Origin of the sequence: Streptomyces sp. NBC_01216, assembly GCF_035994945.1 — a bacterium.
GTDB lineage: Bacteria > Actinomycetota > Actinomycetes > Streptomycetales > Streptomycetaceae > Streptomyces.
The window spans coordinates 3,493,351-3,508,884 of sequence record NZ_CP108677.1 but is presented as its reverse complement, the minus strand read 5'-3'; the positions used below and the strand labels follow the sequence as shown (position 1 = coordinate 3,508,884).

14 protein-coding genes and 1 pseudogene are annotated in these 15,534 nt (G+C 67.2%); 8 read left to right on the top strand and 7 right to left on the bottom strand.

Annotated features, from left to right (window positions below; genetic code table 11):
• Nucleotides 1-95: 95 nt before the first annotated feature.
• Nucleotides 96-1,214: a lipid II:glycine glycyltransferase FemX gene (locus tag OG393_RS15395; protein WP_327375221.1), complete on the bottom strand. Its 1,119-nt coding sequence runs from the start codon at nucleotides 1,212-1,214 to the stop codon at nucleotides 96-98.
• A gap of 127 nt (nucleotides 1,215-1,341) precedes the next feature.
• Nucleotides 1,342-1,641 (bottom strand): hypothetical protein, encoded by a 300-nt coding sequence (locus tag OG393_RS15390; protein WP_327375220.1) that lies wholly within the window; start codon nucleotides 1,639-1,641, stop codon nucleotides 1,342-1,344.
• A 283-nt stretch (nucleotides 1,642-1,924) separates the two neighbouring features.
• On the opposite strand from OG393_RS15390, the gene rpsF reads away from it, so the two are divergent.
• The 4 genes from rpsF to rplI all read left to right on the top strand — a co-directional run bounded on the left by rpsF (nucleotide 1,925) and on the right by rplI (nucleotide 3,628).
• A complete protein-coding gene (gene rpsF, locus OG393_RS15385; protein WP_159689873.1) occupies nucleotides 1,925-2,215 on the top strand; it encodes a 30S ribosomal protein S6 in 291 nt (96 codons plus the stop codon).
• A gap of 74 nt (nucleotides 2,216-2,289) precedes the next feature.
• On the top strand, nucleotides 2,290-2,868 hold the full coding sequence (locus OG393_RS15380; RefSeq protein WP_327375219.1) for a single-stranded DNA-binding protein: 579 nt from the start codon (nucleotides 2,290-2,292) through the stop codon (nucleotides 2,866-2,868).
• 58 nt (nucleotides 2,869-2,926) lie between these two features.
• Entirely contained in the window at nucleotides 2,927-3,163 is a 237-nt protein-coding gene (rpsR, locus tag OG393_RS15375) for a 30S ribosomal protein S18 (protein ID WP_005315025.1), read from the top strand.
• A gap of 18 nt (nucleotides 3,164-3,181) precedes the next feature.
• Nucleotides 3,182-3,628 carry a 50S ribosomal protein L9 gene (gene rplI, locus OG393_RS15370; RefSeq protein ID WP_327375218.1) on the top strand — a complete coding sequence of 149 codons (447 nt, stop codon included), beginning with the start codon at nucleotides 3,182-3,184 and terminating at the stop codon, nucleotides 3,626-3,628.
• A gap of 107 nt (nucleotides 3,629-3,735) precedes the next feature.
• Here rplI and OG393_RS15365 read toward each other — a convergent pair whose 3' ends face one another.
• Complete coding sequence (locus tag OG393_RS15365; RefSeq protein ID WP_327375217.1) at nucleotides 3,736-5,073, bottom strand: MATE family efflux transporter; 1,338 nt, start codon at nucleotides 5,071-5,073, stop codon at nucleotides 3,736-3,738.
• 424 nt (nucleotides 5,074-5,497) lie between these two features.
• Here OG393_RS15365 and dnaB point away from each other — a divergent pair, with 424 nt between their 5' ends.
• Nucleotides 5,498-6,985, top strand: a complete 1,488-nt coding sequence (gene dnaB / locus OG393_RS15360; RefSeq protein ID WP_327375216.1) for a replicative DNA helicase — start codon at nucleotides 5,498-5,500, stop codon at nucleotides 6,983-6,985.
• 460 nt (nucleotides 6,986-7,445) lie between these two features.
• Here dnaB and OG393_RS15355 read toward each other — a convergent pair whose 3' ends face one another.
• Both OG393_RS15355 and OG393_RS15350 read right to left on the bottom strand, forming a co-directional pair.
• A complete protein-coding gene (locus tag OG393_RS15355; protein WP_327375215.1) occupies nucleotides 7,446-8,687 on the bottom strand; it encodes an IS256 family transposase in 1,242 nt (413 codons plus the stop codon).
• Between the two features lie 108 nt (nucleotides 8,688-8,795).
• Nucleotides 8,796-9,501, bottom strand: a pseudogene (locus OG393_RS15350) (class I SAM-dependent DNA methyltransferase).
• Between the two features lie 108 nt (nucleotides 9,502-9,609).
• On the opposite strand from OG393_RS15350, the gene OG393_RS15345 reads away from it, so the two are divergent.
• Together OG393_RS15345 and OG393_RS15340 are read left to right on the top strand one after the other, a co-directional pair.
• Entirely contained in the window at nucleotides 9,610-10,260 is a 651-nt protein-coding gene (locus tag OG393_RS15345) for an ATP-binding protein (protein WP_327375214.1), read from the top strand.
• A gap of 474 nt (nucleotides 10,261-10,734) precedes the next feature.
• Nucleotides 10,735-12,129: a serine hydrolase domain-containing protein gene (locus tag OG393_RS15340; RefSeq protein WP_327375213.1), complete on the top strand. Its 1,395-nt coding sequence runs from the start codon at nucleotides 10,735-10,737 to the stop codon at nucleotides 12,127-12,129.
• A 78-nt stretch (nucleotides 12,130-12,207) separates the two neighbouring features.
• On the opposite strand, the gene OG393_RS15335 is transcribed toward OG393_RS15340, so the two are convergent.
• Entirely contained in the window at nucleotides 12,208-12,660 is a 453-nt protein-coding gene (locus tag OG393_RS15335) for a GNAT family N-acetyltransferase (RefSeq protein WP_327375212.1), read from the bottom strand.
• 169 nt (nucleotides 12,661-12,829) lie between these two features.
• Nucleotides 12,830-13,687: a GNAT family N-acetyltransferase gene (locus tag OG393_RS15330; RefSeq protein ID WP_327375211.1), complete on the bottom strand. Its 858-nt coding sequence runs from the start codon at nucleotides 13,685-13,687 to the stop codon at nucleotides 12,830-12,832.
• 635 nt (nucleotides 13,688-14,322) lie between these two features.
• On the opposite strand from OG393_RS15330, the gene OG393_RS15325 reads away from it, so the two are divergent.
• On the top strand, nucleotides 14,323-15,525 hold the full coding sequence (locus OG393_RS15325) for a globin domain-containing protein (RefSeq protein ID WP_442817314.1): 1,203 nt from the start codon (nucleotides 14,323-14,325) through the stop codon (nucleotides 15,523-15,525).
• Nucleotides 15,526-15,534 lie beyond the last annotated feature (9 nt).

The window sequence follows — 15,534 nt, the reverse complement described above, 5'->3', positions numbered from 1 at the left end:
CGGAACCTTTCTGGTGGCTGCGGTGTATGCAGAGACATGTACGAGATCTGCGAGGACCGCCAGATCTGCGGCATCACGTACGAGACTACGCAAGGTCAGCGGCGTGACATGTAAATGTCCAGTGCCTTGTGCAGGAGCTTGTTCAGCGGGAAGTCCCACTCGCCCACGTACTCCACGGCCTCGCCGCCCGTACCGACCTTGAACTGGATGAGTCCGAAGAGGTGGTCGGTCTCGTCCAGGGAGTCGGAGATGCCGCGCAGGTCGTAGACGGTGGCGCCCATCGCGTACGCGTCGCGCAGCATCCGCCACTGCATCGCGTTCGAGGGCCGGACCTCGCGGCCGATGTTGTCGGAGGCACCGTAGGAGTACCAGACATGGCCGCCCACCACCAGCATGGTGGCGGCCGACAGGTTCACGCCCTCGTGGCGGGCGAAGTACAGCCGCATGCGATTGGGGTCCTCGCTGTTGAGGACGGTCCACATCCGCTGGAAGTACGACAGCGGGCGCGGCCGGAAACGGTCCCGGACCGCCGTGATCTCGTACAGCCGCTGCCACTCGGCGAGGTCCTCGTAGCCTCCCTGGACGACCTCTACACCGGCCTTGTCGGCCTTCTTGATGTTGCGCCGCCAGAGCTGGTTGAAGCCCTTGAGGACATCGTCCAGCGAACGGTTGGCGAGCGGGACCTGGAAGACGTAGCGGGGCTGGACGTCGCCGAAGCCCGCGCCGCCGTCCTCGCCCTGCTGCCAGCCCATCTTCCTCAGCCGGTCGGCGACCTCGAAGGCGCGCGGCTCGATGTGGGTGGCCTCGACGTCCTTGAGGCGCTTGACGTCCGGGTCCTGGATACCGGACTTGATCGCGGCGGAGTCCCACCGGCGGATGACCACCGGCGGGCCCATCTTCACCGAGAAGGCGCCCTGCTGCTTGAGGTGGGCCAGCATCGGCTGGAGCCAGTCGTCGAGGTTCGGCGCGTACCAGTTGATGACCGGGCCCTCGGGCAGGTAGGCCAGATAGCGCTTGATCTTCGGCAGCTGACGATAGAGGACCAGGCCCGCTCCGACGAGTTCGCCCGACCTGTCGAACCAGCCCAGGTTCTCCGAGCGCCATTCGGTCTTCACATCTGCCCACGCCGGGACCTGGCAGTGGCTCGCCGAGGGCTGGCTCTGGATGAATGCCAGATGCTGCTCACGACTGATGGTCCTCAGGGTCAGGCTCATGGGGGCGCTCCTCGGCAGGTGTGTCCCCATCGGTACAGGGGCTCCGGCTCTCGCGCCGAAGCCTACTGTGACCGGGGAGCGTCCCGATTGGGCACGCGGTCCCCGGCCGGCGGCCGACCCGGAGACCTCAGAGGAGACCTCCGTAGAACATCCCGAGGTAGAAACCCACCGCGGAGGCGCCCAACCCGACGATCAGGACGAAGCGCTCCCTGGTGGTCACGGAGATGAACTGTCCGCCCGCCCCCGTCCCGATGCCGATCAGCCCGGCCCACGAGGCCAGCACGTGCAGGTCGTGGAACTGTGCCGTGACGAAGGAGAGGACTCCGAGGAAGAGCGTCACCGCCATCAGGGTGTCCTGGAGCGGGTGGGGCCTGCCGTCGGTGGCGAGGAGGGAATGTCCGGGACTGGGTCGCATTGCCTGTGCCATGGGGCACCTCCTGGCGGGGCTGCCGGACGGCGGCACCTCCTGGCGCCGCCGACATCCGTTGTGTACAGACTGCGTCCCCCGCCCACCGGATTTCAACCGGAGGCGGGTGTGCGGGTACTCTGTACGATCTGCACCGGTGTCTGCCCAGGTCCGTCCTGGACCTCCGCTCGCGCTCCTCTCACCGGGGGGACTGTCAGTGGTGGCCGATACCGTTGCTTACGCATCACGACCCTCCTGCCACGGAACGACCGTGGCCGCTGAGTCCAAAGGAGGTGGGTTCCACATGCGTCACTACGAAATGATGGTCATCCTCGACCCCGATCTCGAGGAGCGCGCTGTCTCCCCGCTGATCGAGAACTTCCTCTCCGTCGTCCGCGAGGGCAACGGAAAGGTCGAGAAGGTCGACACCTGGGGCCGTCGTCGTCTCGCCTACGAGATCAAGAAGAAGCCCGAGGGCATCTACTCGGTCATCGACCTGCAGGCCGAGCCTGCGGTCGTCAAGGAGCTCGACCGACAGATGAACCTGAACGAGTCGGTCCTCCGGACCAAGGTCCTCCGTCCCGAGACCCACTGAGCGTTCCCCGCTCAGAAGTCATCGGGTTCGAGTAGCAGCAAGCAGCCAGCAGCAATCCCGCCGAGAGGTTCACCATGGCAGGCGAGACCGTCATCACGGTCGTCGGCAATCTTGTCGAAGACCCCGAGCTGCGCTTCACCCCGTCCGGTGCGGCGGTCGCGAAGTTCCGCGTCGCGTCCACTCCCCGCACCTTCGACCGTCAGACCAACGAGTGGAAGGACGGCGAGAGCCTCTTCCTCACCTGCTCGGTCTGGCGTCAGGCGGCGGAGAACGTCGCCGAGTCGCTTCAGCGAGGCATGCGCGTCGTCGTGCAGGGTCGGCTGAAGCAGCGGTCCTATGAGGACCGCGAGGGAGTCAAGCGCACGGTCTACGAGCTGGACGTCGAGGAAGTCGGCCCCAGTCTCAAGAACGCCACGGCCAAGGTCACCAAGACCACCGGTCGCGGTGGCCAGGGTGGTTACGGCGGCGGTGGCGGTCAGCAGGGCGGCAGCTGGGGTGGAAACTCCGGCGGTGGCCAGCAGGGTGGTGGCGGTGCTCCCGCCGACGACCCGTGGGCGACCAGCGCGCCGGCCGGCGGCCAGCAGCAGGGCGGCGGAGGCAACTGGGGTGGCAACTCCAGCGGCGGCGGCTACTCGGACGAGCCCCCCTTCTAGGGCATCGCCCGCGAAGGAAGCTCGTACCCCCACTTCTTGATCACACAGGAGAAACACCATGGCGAAGCCGCCTGTGCGCAAGCCTAAGAAGAAGGTCTGCGCTTTCTGCAAGGACAAGACCGCGTACGTGGACTACAAGGACACGAACATGCTGCGGAAGTTCATTTCCGACCGCGGCAAGATCCGTGCCCGTCGCGTGACCGGCAACTGCACGCAGCACCAGCGTGACGTCGCCACGGCCGTCAAGAACAGCCGTGAGATGGCGCTGCTGCCCTACACGTCCACCGCGCGATAAGGGAAGGGTGACCGAAAAATGAAGATCATCCTCACCCACGAGGTCTCTGGCCTCGGCGCCGCCGGCGATGTCGTCGACGTCAAGGACGGCTACGCTCGCAACTACCTGGTCCCGCGCGGTTTCGCGATCCGCTGGACCAAGGGTGGCGAGAAGGACGTGGCGCAGATCCGCCGCGCCCGCAAGATCCACGAGATCGCGACCATCGAGCAGGCCAACGAGATCAAGGCCCGGCTCGAGGGCGTGAAGGTGCGCCTGGCCGTTCGCTCCGGCGACGCCGGCCGCCTCTTCGGCTCCGTGACCCCGGCCGACATCGCCTCGGCGATCAAGACCGCGGGTGGCCCCGACGTCGACAAGCGTCGCGTCGAGCTCGGCTCGCCGATCAAGACCCTGGGTTCGCACCAGGTGTCCGTGCGCCTGCACCCCGAGGTTGCCGCGAAGCTCGGCGTCGAGGTCGTCGCCGCGTAACGCAGCTCTCGGCAGTTCAGCAGTAGGAAAGGGCCGCGCCTCCGGGTGCGGTCCTTTCGCTGTCTCTCGTCCTGTCTGTCACACCGGTGGCGTTTCACGTGAAACGTTCAGCGGGTGGCGCCCGTGACGATCCAGCGGCCGGAGCGCGAGCGGACCCAGAGGGTCACCATCCGCACCGTCATCATCAGGGTCATCGCCCACCACAGCGCCGTCAGACCTCCGCCCAGGGACGGGACCAGGAAGGCGACCGGCGCGAAGACGGCGAGGGTCAGAAGCATGGCCTTCGCCAGATAGGGCCCGTCCCCCGCACCCATCAGGACCCCGTCGAGGACGAAGACGACACCGGCGAGGGGCTGGGAGACCGCGACGACGATCAGGGCGGGAAGCAGGGTGTCCTGAACCATGGTGTCGTCGGTGAACAGCGGCACGAACAGTGGCCGGGCGACGACGATCAGCACGCCGAGTACCAGCCCGAAGGCCACGCCCCACTGGACCATGCGGCGGCAGACCTGCCGCGCCCCCTCGGTGTCATCGGCTCCGAGATAGCGGCCGATGATGGCTTGCCCGGCGATGGCGATCGCGTCGAGGGCGAACGCCATCAGACTCCACAGGGAGAGGATGATTTGATGGGCGGCGACTTCGGCATCCCCGAGTCGTGCGGCGACGGCCGTGGCGATCAGCAGGACCGCGCGCAGCGAGAGAGTGCGGATCAGGAGCGGGGCGCCGGCCTGGGCGCTGGCGCGTATTCCGGCCAGGTCCGGCCGTAGCGAGGCGCCGTGGCGTCGGGCGCCACGGACGACCACCACGAGGTAGACGGCGGCCATGCCGTACTGGGCGATCACGGTGCCCCAGGCGGAGCCGGCGATACCCAGACCGATTCCGTAGACCAGTCCGACGTTGAGAGCCGCGTTGGCGGCGAACCCGGCGATGGCCACATAGAGCGGAGTGCGGGTGTTCTGGAGGCCGCGCAGGACACCGGTGGCGGCCAGGACGACGAGCATCGCGGGAATGCCGAGGCTGGAGATACGGAGATAGGTGACCGCGTACGGGCCGGCGGTGCCGGAGGCGCCGAAGGCGTCGACGAGCGAAGGGGCGAGGGGGAAGGTGACGGCGACGACGGCGACACCCAGAAGGAGTGCGAGCCAGATCCCGTCCATGCCCTGGCGGATGGCCGCCGGTAGGTCGTCGGCACCGACACGTCGGGCGACGGCCGCTGTGGTGGCGTAGGCGAGGAAGACGAAGACACTCACGGCGGTCGACAGCAGGGCCGCCGCGATGGCGAGACCGGCGAGCTGGGGGGTGCCGAGATGGCCGACGACAGCGCTGTCGAGCATCAGGAAGAGCGGCTCGGCGACGAGCGCGCCGAAGGCCGGCACGGCAAGCGAGATGATCTCCCGGTCGTGCCGTCGGCGAGCAGCCCTGAGGGGCGCGGGTGCCTGGGTCATGAGCGTCAATCTAATCTTCCACAGGTAAGAGATGCAACTGGGTTGGAGTCCTTACAGAATGCGACGGTGGGTCTCCGGGTGTGGGCCGTTTGTTCTGATCTTGGCCCGTGGGGGAAAGTTTTTCTCCCCCACAACCCGTGGATGGAAAAGTCGCAGGTCAAGGCGGTGGCTTGGGGGTCGTTATGAGTTTGTCCACATGGCTGTCCCCCGGTCCGTGCACAGGTTCTGCGGAGTTCTCCACAGCATCTGATCCTTCACCCACAGGCCCTGTGGATAACCAGATTGGCTGACGGTGCCCGCGGGCCTACCGTGGTCCGGCGCCCGACGCGCCAGAAGCGGAGTCAAAGCCTCTTGTTTGTCCGAGCCGTGGCGTAGGAAAGAGTGGCACGGCAACGTCCGCGGAGCGGACGGGAGGAGGTGGCTCATGAGCATTCCCGAGCCTTTGGACGACCCCTGGGCGGACAGCGGACCGAGCGACCGTCTGCCCGTCTCCCGACCGCGCGGTGAGGCCCGCGGGCGTGGCCGAGGACGTGAGGACCAGCACGACCGTGGCGGCGACAGTGGCCCCTGGGACGGCGGTCTCTCCGCCTTCGAGCGGGTGCCTCCCCAGGACCTGGACGCCGAGCAGTCCGTTCTCGGCGGCATGCTCCTGTCCAAGGACGCCATCGCCGATGTCGTGGAGATCATCAAGGGGCACGACTTCTACAAGCCGGCCCACGAGACGGTCTACACGGCGATCCTCGACCTGTACGCCAAGGGCGAGCCGGCCGACCCGATCACGGTCGGCGCCGAGCTCACCAAGCGCGGGGAGATCACCCGGGTCGGCGGCGCCTCGTACCTGCACACCCTCGTGCAGTCGGTACCGACCGCGGCCAACGCCTCCTACTACGCGGAGATCGTGCACGAGCGGGCCGTGCTGCGGCGCCTCGTGGAGGCGGGCACCAAGATCACGCAGATGGGATACGCCGCCGACGGCGACGTCGACGAGATCGTGAACTCCGCTCAGGCGGAGATCTACGCGGTCACCGAGCAGCGCACCACCGAGGACTACCTCCCGCTCGGCGACATCATGGAGGGTGCGCTCGACGAGATCGAGGCGATCGGGTCCCGCAGCGGCGAGATGACCGGTGTGCCCACCGGCTTCACCGACCTCGACCAGCTCACCAACGGTCTGCACCCGGGTCAGATGATCATCATCGCCGCCCGTCCCGCCATGGGTAAGTCCACGCTCGCGCTGGACTTCGCACGGGCCTGTTCCATCAAGCACAACCTGCCCAGTGTCATCTTCTCCCTTGAAATGGGGCGTAACGAGATCGCGATGCGCCTCCTCTCGGCGGAGGCCCGGGTCGCGCTGCACCACATGCGCTCGGGCACGATGACCGACGAGGACTGGACCCGGCTGGCCCGCCGGATGCCGGACGTCTCGCAGGCCCCGCTCTATATCGACGACTCCCCGAACCTGTCGATGATGGAGATCCGCGCGAAATGCCGTCGGCTCAAGCAGCGCAACGGTCTCAAGCTCGTGGTCATCGACTACCTTCAGCTGATGCAGTCGGGCGGTTCCAAGAGGCAGGAGAGCCGTCAGCAGGAAGTGTCGGACATGTCACGAAACCTCAAGCTGCTGGCCAAGGAGCTGGAGCTTCCCGTGATCGCGCTCTCGCAGCTGAACCGTGGTCCCGAGCAGCGCACCGACAAGAAGCCCATGGTCTCCGACCTGCGTGAATCAGGTTCCATCGAGCAGGACGCGGACATGGTGATCCTGCTGCACCGCGAGGACGCATACGAGAAGGAGTCCCCGCGCGCGGGCGAGGCGGACATCATCGTCGGCAAGCACCGTAACGGTCCGACGGCGACGATCACGGTGGCCTTCCAGGGCCATTACTCGCGTTTCGTGGACATGGCCCAGACCTGACCGGTGCGTGTGGGATCCCGAATCCCATGTCGGAATCCGCGCCACGATGTCGGAGCCGTGTCGGATCCGACACGTTAACGGGATTCATGCCCTCCAAGTCACATGTTCCACCCTTTGTGTACCGGACAGCCCCGGTCGTCATGAATGCGTACGGCCGGGGCATGCCAGCAGCGTTCGGCGGCTGATCAGGCAGTCCAGGAGAGCGCAGGGGTGGAAAGCTGGTGGGCAGAGCAGAACTGGCTGCGTCGGTATAGCTGAGTGTGCGGCGGACTGACGAGTCTGTATCGGAAGATCTGGAGTGGTCGTCTGCGCCACTCGATTTGCTGCGGACCGCACGTCCATGGCGGACGTTTCGCTGGCACAAGGGGCAGAAGCACTACTCCGGAACGTACTGGTCAGCGACAGTTCGCGACCATGTGATCTATGAGTCGGGTCATGTCCCTTGTCGTGGTGTAGCCGATCATTCGGCGGTCGTGTTGGTGGTGTTGGGTAGCGCGGGGGCGTTTTTGGGGAGCTTGGCGGGGTAGAGCTGGTCCATGCTTCCCTGGGGTAGGTAACGGCGGGGGAAGGCGATCCACTTGTCGTGCAGTTCGAAGAGCACGGCGGTGACCAGTCGCAGGAGCGCGTCGTCGTTGGGGAAGACCTGGACGACGTCGGTGCGGCGCTTGACCTCGCGGTTGATCCGTTCCAGCGGGTTCGTGGACTGGATCTTCTTCCAATGTCGCTCGGGGAAGGCGGCGAAGGCGGTCAGGTCGTCCTTGGCCTCCAGGAGCATCTTCTTGACCTTTGGGAACTGTTTGCCGAGCATGTCGGCGACGGTGTCGAGCTGGGCCCGGACCGCGTCGGCGGTGGGCTGGGCGAAGATCGTGCGGATCGTCGCGGCGGCCATCTCGCCCGCTTCCTTGTTGATCACGCTGAACACGTTGCGCAGGAAGTGAACCCTGCAGCGCTGGTAGGCGGCTCCGAGCATGACCTTGCGGATGGCCTTGACCAGTCCCAGGTGGTGGTCGCCGATGACGAGGCGGACCCCGCTCAGTCCGCGTTCGCGCAGGTGACGCAGGAACTCGGTCCAGAACACCTCGGTCTCGCTGTCGCCGACCATCACTCCCAGCACTTCCCGGCCGCCCTCCTCGGTGATGCCGGTGGCGATGACCACGGCCCGGGAGACGATCTGGTGCTCGACCCTCGCCTTGCAGTAGGTCGCATCCAGATAGACGTAGGGGAACCGGACATGGTCCAGGGGCCGGCTGCGGAACGCGGTCAGCTGACCGTCCAGGTCCTGGCAGATCCGCGAAACCTCGCTCTTGGAGACCCCGGTGTCCGCGCCGAGGGCCTTGACCAGGTCGTCGACCGACCGGGTCGACACGCCGTGGACGTAAGCCTCCATAATCACCGCGTATAACGCCTGGTCGATGCGACGGCGCCGTTCCAGAAGCGCGGGGAAGAAGCTCCCCGACCGCAGTTTGGGGATCGCGAGGTCCAGGTCGCCGGCCTGGGTGGTCAGCGTCTTGTCGCGGTGGCCGTTGCGGAGCGCGGTGCGCGTCTCGGTGTGCTCGTTCCATTCCGCGCCGATCCTCGCGGTGGCCTCGGCCTCGATCAGCTCCTGGAGCATCCGCTCGGCCACACCCCGAACGAGTTCTAGCCCGTCCCCCGAACGTAGTGACTCCAGCAACCGGAGTAGGTCATGCTGTGACAGGGCCACCCTGCACCTCCCGCGTTGAACTGCCCGTTCACTACGGAGAGTTGCACGGTGGCCCGCCCTCTGGCAGGGAGCGGAAGCCACGTCAGCACGCGCCCCCGGCGCACTCCCTCACCGTGATCGGCTACACCACGACAAGGGACGCCATCCTCCGTCGGGGCGCTTGGCCATGACGACGAGACCCGGCCCGCTGTACTCCTCAGGAGGGAGCCGGAGTTCGGCGACCGGGTGCAGGCCGGCCTGCTCGATCAGGTCCACGAGTTGTTCCGGCCGCGTTGTGTGTCGTCCAACGAACGGGTACGCCCCCGTAGGCCTCGGTGCGCACCGCGTCTTCGTCGCCGACGTGTGTTGCGGTGATGAAGTGTCCGCCCGGCTTCAGGGCGCGCGCGAACAGGGCGAGGACCTGGGGAAGGACGTCACGGGGGAGGTTGAACAGTGACCACCACCCGAGCACGCCGCCAAGGGACGCTTCACCAAGGTCGAGGTCGGTGGCAGAGGCAACACTGAAGCGGCATTGCGGATGAAGACGGCGCGCGTTCTCGATCATGCGGGGAGAGAGATCCACCCCGGACACGTCGAGTCCGCGTTCGGCGAGGTATGCGGTCACCGTTCCGGGTCCGCAGCCGACGTCGAGGACAGGCCCAAGCTCCCTCACGGTGTCAGCGAAGGCGTCGATCGACGCCTTGAGCCATGGATGACGACGGATGTCACCGACCCCCGTCGTCACCACCATGTGGGCGTAGTTGTCGGCCACACGGTCATAGGACTCACGGACCACGTCGAGATCGGCTGGGCGGTCAATATGGTGGGCGCGCATCAGCCAACGATAGGACTCTGCAATGGCGTTGGGACTGATATCGGCCTTTGCCCTGGCAGCACATGAAGTCTCAACGAGGCCGTCCTCGCCGGGTGGGATACTTACCTCGTGGACGCATCGAGGGCTTCTTGGGTCAACACGACACACGATTGGTCCGGCTTCGTCGATGCAGATCACCTGTCACATATCCGTCATAAGCCCGATGAGTTCGCTCCGGGAGGGCCTTGGCACCTCGCCCTTGAGGTGCTTGCCTATGCCGCCGACGAAGCGGCAAGCAGGGGTGAGGGGCGATGCGTCGTTGTTCTCCATCCCGACGGTTCTCTGTCTGTGCGGGACGACGGACGGGGCACTGACACCCGCGTGGACGAGCACGGCCAGAGCGTGAAGAAGCCAGTCATGGCTACGAAGGATCTCCGGTTCTTCGACTTCCCGCAGGCCGAGGTACTGCCTGACGGCCATCCGCGGCGCGGCATGTCCGTGGTCGCGGCACTCAGCGCGTGGCTCGTCCATACCAACCGCCGCCTCAATGGGGCCTGGACCCAGCGCTACGAACACGGCGTTCCCGTCAGTGACCTTGAACCCATCGAGGTCGATGGCACGACCGGGACGCTGGTCCATTTCAAGCCGGACGAGTCGCTGGGTTCGGTGCCCCTGCTGGGGGATGGTGATCTTTCGCGTCTGGCCACAGCCTGGCCTCATCTAGAGGTTCAGGTCAATGACCAGCGGCTGCGGCGTCACGGGCCGAGGTCCGCCGACTAGAGCCGCCATCGGTGAGCGGCCGTTGGCTCTTCCGTTCGCTGAGGAAAATGACATGAAAGCGGGACTGTGTCACTGACACGACCGCGGAATCCAGCCTGGAGGTGCAGGTCACCGCAGCTCCAGAGGACACGGCTCGCCGGAACCTACAGCGGCGGCTGTAGGTCCGAGGAACAGCCATCAGTGAGCGGGTCCTTGGCTTTCCGCTCGCTGAGGTGCATGACACGAAAGCGGGACCGGGTCACTGACACGACCGCGGAATCCACCCTGAAAGCGTGGGTTGCTTCAGTTCCAGAGGACACGGATCGCTGGAACCGACAGCGGCGGCGGGTTGACTCCGTCAAGAGGCGCGGCCGCACTCCGGAAGGCCCCACCGGCGGTGTCGTCGTGTCGTCCCGGTGACGGCCGGACCCGGCGGCAGTCCGCCCCGAGTGAAATGTGCTCGACGACGGCGCGGCGTCCGCGTTGGATCGACGCATGACGCCTTTTCCCGAATCCTTGTTTCCCAGCACCGAGCGGGCGCTGCTGCACCGTGTCGCCGTCGCCCAGTCCGAAGGGCGGTCGCCTTCACTCGTCGGCGCGGTGGCCCGTGAGGGGAAGCTGGTCTGGAGCGGAGCGCGCACGTGTGTCGAGGGGCATGCGCCGGACGCGGACACGCAGTACCGGATCGGATCCCTCACGAAGGTGTTCACAGCCGTCCTGGTGATGCGACTGCGTGACGAGGGGCTTCTGGAGCTGGGCGATCCACTGGAGAGACACCTCGCGGGCAGGGGACTGCCCCCGGTTGTCGGGGAGGTGACGATCGCTCAACTCCTGTCGCACGGTGCCGGACTCGGAGCGGAGACGCCCGCCCCGTGGTGGGAGCGCACACCCGGGTCGACTCGGCCGGAACTGGCCGATGTCCTCGGTGAAGAGCCTTTCCGGTTCCCGGCGGGGCATCGGCACCACTACTCCAACCCCGGCTACACCTTGCTCGGTTCACTCGTCGAAGCGGTCCGCGGCATGTCCTGGGAGGACGCGCTGCGGACGGAGATCCTGGACCCCTTGGAGATGCGGCGTACGACGGTGCGCCCGGTCGCTCCGCACGCCTCCGGCTGGGCCGTGCACCCCTGGGCCGATGTGATGCTCCCCGAACCGTCTCAGGACCTGGGCGTGATGGCCTCGGCCGGTCAGCTCTGGTCGACGGCTGGGGACCTCTGCGCATTCGCCGGATTCCTGGCGCAGGGCGACGACCGGGTCCTGAGCGCGGCCTCAGTCGCGGAGATGAGGGCGCCTGCCGCACCCGCCGGCCCCGGAGAGGGCGAAGACGGCTATGGGCTCGGCCTCCAGCTGGTCCACCGGGGCGGACGGACACTGATCGGGCATACCGGCTCCCTGCCCGGCTTCGTCGCCTGCCTCTGGGTGTGCGTGGTGGAGGGCGTGGCGGGTGTGGCGCTCGCGAACGCCACCTCAGGGCCCCTGACGGGGGCGGTGGCCGCTGATCTGGTGCAGATCGTTGCCGACGCGGAACCTCGGATGCCGGAACCGTGGCGCCCCCTGCCGGAGAGCGGGGTCGATCAGGAGCTCCTGGCGCTGACGGGCCCCTGGTACTGGGGAACGTACGCGTACGGTCTGCGACTGGAGGCGGGGCGGAGCGTGAGTCTCGAGCCGCTGCGTGGCCCTGGGCGGAGTGCACGCTTCCGGGCCCTTCCCGAGGGCGTCTGGATCGGACTTGACGGCTACTTCGCCGGGGAGACGCTGAGAGTGGTCCGGCGGCCGGACGGTTCGGTGAGCCACCTTGATCTCGCCTCCTTCGTCTTCACCCGTGAGCCGTACGAACCAGGCGGCGCGGTGCCCGGAGGGGTGGACGAGGCAGGCTGGCGCGGCCTCTGAGCGCCATGTTTCACGTGAAACGGGCTTCCGGGGATGCCTGCACCCCCGGAACCCGGACCCTCGTAGCGCGGGGAGGCATCAGATACTGAGCTTGAAGCCCAGGTGGGAAGCTTCGAAGCCGAGTCGCTCATAGAAGCGGTGGGCGTCTGTGCGGGTGGCGTCGGAGGTCAACTGCACCAGTCGGCAGTCCTGGCGTCGCGATTCCTCGATGGCCCACTCGATGAGCCGGGTACCCAAGCCGCTCCCACGCTCAGCCGCATGGATGCGGACGCCTTCGATGAGTGACCGTGTCGAACCGCGACGGGAGAGTCCCGGGATGATCGTCAGCTGGAGCGTTCCGACCACCGTGGCCCCGCGAACAGCCACCATCGCGTGCTGGTTCGGGTCCTGAACAAGTCTTTCGAAGGCCGCGAGGTACGGTCCGAGGTCGTCCGGGGACTCTCGCTGGGCACCCATGGGGTCATCGGCGAGGAGCGCGACGACGGCCGCGAGATCCCCCGTCACCGCGGGCCGTATGTGGAGATCGTTCATGGCGCTCAGGCTAAAGGCTGTTCTATTCCGCGACGGGTCGGCGCGCGACGTCGGATGCGGTGCGTCGCACGACGGAGGGTCGTCCGGGCGGGGAGCGGGGCGCATTCGGTCGATCCGGCAACGTTGTGAGGTGCCGTAGCCGGCATTGTGCACCCACTGGGGACCGGCCTCATCCTGCCGCCACCGTCAAGGGAGCGAAGCGGCGGGCCCCGTCTCCGGGAAGGCCGGGTCGGGCGCGTGTCATCACCGCGTTGAACGTGACGGGGGCGAGGCCGTTGGCCTTCAGCCAGGTGAGCAAGGAGGAGTGACGCACATCGACGTCCGTGCGCAGCGGGCGGTCGGTGGCGGCGGCCAGTGAGGCGACGAGAGCCTGTGCGGTGGCTGTGTCACGGGCGATCAGCGGGCCGATGACATGGGTGTCCATATTGGGCCACGCTGCCGCGAAGCCGATGAGCTCGCCGTCCTCCTCCGCGACCCGGAGGTGATCCGAGAAGGCGGGGAGCCGGGTGATCAGTGGCGTGCGGTCGAGGCCGAAGACCTCGGTGTCCAGGCGCAGGATCTCCGGGAGGTCTTCGGCGCTGGCCCGTCGGGTCGGGACGTCCGGAGCCGGTTCCGTGAGGGTGAAGTGCCCCCGGACCATCTCCGCGCGGCCCGTCTCGGTGAAACCCAGCTCCTTGTAGAGAGGCAGACCGTTGGGGGTCGCGTGGAGCGTGAGAGGAGTGGCCCCGACCTCCGCCAGCACGTGACGCATCAGCCGGCGTCCCAGGCCCCGGCGCGCACAGCGCTCGGCGACGAGCACCATACCGATCGCTGCCAGCTCCGGGCCGTACGAGGTGACGACGCACGCGGCGATCAGGCCCTTGCCGTCCGGCTCGTCGATGCCGTAGCCCGTGCCGGCGCTGAGCAGGAGGTTCCACTTGTGCTCCTCCCGAGGCCAGCCCCGGTTCTCGGAGAGGTCTGCGCACGCAACGAGGTCGTCGGTGTCGAGGAGCCGGATGGGAAGCTGATCGAGTGCGGTGAGCGGCATGAAGAGCAGGTTCCCCGACGTCAGGGCCGGGTGTCCACCGGATTCCGGAGAACGGCACGGTCGGTGGCGACAAGAAAGGCGCGTCGAGTCGAGCGTCTGGGGTGTTTCACATGAAACACCACTCAACGTGCCGCTCGTCCCCTTTCTCGTGTCTGGCGCGGACAGCCCGTAAGGGCTGAAGCGTCATCCCTGGCGGGCGCACGACGCCAGGGATCGCGCCGGCCTTCGGCACCCTTCGCTCGGGCTGTTCATCGCTCGGACGTTCTCCACGCCGCGGTCAAAGTGACCATCACCCGTAGGCTCCGCGTCGAGTACGGGGTGCCCTTCGAGGGCTGCGTGACCTAGAGCCTGTCGGGTGGCCTCTGGCCGGGCGGTCACGCCCTGGCGGTGAATGCCGATCACCACCTCGGGGGCTCGCCCGCTACGCCTACACAGGGACCGATCTGCGCGAGGCGTACGACCTGCTACGCGAAAGGTCGATGCGGGGATCTGATCGACGTGTGCTCCGAACCAAAGGAGTGACAGTAGCCGCAGCCAGGGTGTGAATGCCCGAGAATTCCACTTTCTGTCCGAAGCGAGCCAGGGAACTGTCATGCTGCGTCGACAACAGCCCGTTCCGCGAGGCGAGGCACACGATGGATGCTCCGACCACCACGTCAGCCGCTGAGGATCAGGACGTGGATGACGACAGGGACGCCGACGCACTTTCCCGAATACCCTCGGGACCTTCTCCCGACGCGATAGAGATCCGCCGCACCCTGGCCGAGATCGCCCCGGTCGCCGACCGGGTGGCTTCCTACTTCTACGCCCTGCTCTTCGTACGGCACCCCGAACTGCGTTCCATGTTTCCCGCCGCGATGGACACCCAGCGAGATCGCCTGCTCAAGGCGCTGCTCACAGCGGCCCAGCACGTGGACAACCCGCCGGTCCTCACCGAGTACCTCCAGCATCTGGGGCGCGGGCACCGCAAGTACGGCACGCTGCCGGCGCACTACCCGGCCGTCGGCGAGGCCCTGATCGGGGCACTGACCCGGTACGCCACTGTCACCTGGGACGGTGCCGCCCAGGCCGCCTGGGTGCGTACGTACACCACGATCTCTCAGATCATGATCGACGCGGCGGCCGACGACGAGAAACAGGCGCCCCCCTGGTGGCACGCCGAGGTCGTCTCGCACGACTTGCGGACCCGTGACATCGCGGTGATCACGCTGCGCCCCGACCAGCCCTACGCGTTCGTCGCCGGCCAGTACACGACGCTCGAGACGCCTTGGTGGCCCCGCGTCTGGCGGCACTACTCCTTCGCCACCGCGCCCCGCCCCGACGGCCTGCTCTGCCTGCACGTCAAGGCCGTTCCGGCCGGATGGGTCTCCAACGCCCTGGTCCATCACGCGCGCCCCGGCGACGTGCTGCGGCTCGGACCGCCCGCCGGTTCCATGACGGTCGACCATTCCACCGACAACGGCCTGCTGTGCCTGGGCGGCGGAACGGGGATCGCGCCCATCAAGGCGCTGGTCGAGGATGTCGCCGAGCACGGGGACCGGCGACCCGTCGAGGTCTTCTACGGGGCCCGCAGTGACCATGACCTCTACGACATCGACACGATGCTGCGGCTCCAGAGGACGTTCCCGTGGCTCTCGGTGCGACCGGTGACCGAGGAGACGGCACGACTGCCGGAAGCCGTCTGCCAGTACGGCCCGTGGAACGAGTACGACGCCTACCTGTCGGGGCCTCCCGGCATGATCCGGAACGGGGTCGACGCCCTCAGGGGAATAGGAATCCCCGCCGAGCGGATCCGTCACGACTCCCTGGACGACCTGGTGGCCCTGACAGGTCCGTAACCATCCGTC

Coding starts and splice junctions, on each gene's coding strand:
- OG393_RS15395 (WP_327375221.1), bottom strand. CDS start 1,214: ATGAGCCTGACCCTGAGGACCATCAGTCGTGAGCAGCATCTGGCATTC.
- OG393_RS15390 (WP_327375220.1), bottom strand. CDS start 1,641: ATGGCACAGGCAATGCGACCCAGTCCCGGACATTCCCTCCTCGCCACC.
- rpsF (WP_159689873.1), top strand. CDS start 1,925: ATGCGTCACTACGAAATGATGGTCATCCTCGACCCCGATCTCGAGGAG.
- OG393_RS15380 (WP_327375219.1), top strand. CDS start 2,290: ATGGCAGGCGAGACCGTCATCACGGTCGTCGGCAATCTTGTCGAAGAC.
- rpsR (WP_005315025.1), top strand. CDS start 2,927: ATGGCGAAGCCGCCTGTGCGCAAGCCTAAGAAGAAGGTCTGCGCTTTC.
- rplI (WP_327375218.1), top strand. CDS start 3,182: ATGAAGATCATCCTCACCCACGAGGTCTCTGGCCTCGGCGCCGCCGGC.
- OG393_RS15365 (WP_327375217.1), bottom strand. CDS start 5,073: ATGACCCAGGCACCCGCGCCCCTCAGGGCTGCTCGCCGACGGCACGAC.
- dnaB (WP_327375216.1), top strand. CDS start 5,498: ATGAGCATTCCCGAGCCTTTGGACGACCCCTGGGCGGACAGCGGACCG.
- OG393_RS15340 (WP_327375213.1), top strand. CDS start 10,735: ATGACGCCTTTTCCCGAATCCTTGTTTCCCAGCACCGAGCGGGCGCTG.
- OG393_RS15335 (WP_327375212.1), bottom strand. CDS start 12,660: ATGAACGATCTCCACATACGGCCCGCGGTGACGGGGGATCTCGCGGCC.
- OG393_RS15330 (WP_327375211.1), bottom strand. CDS start 13,687: ATGCCGCTCACCGCACTCGATCAGCTTCCCATCCGGCTCCTCGACACC.
- OG393_RS15325 (WP_442817314.1), top strand. CDS start 14,323: ATGGATGCTCCGACCACCACGTCAGCCGCTGAGGATCAGGACGTGGAT.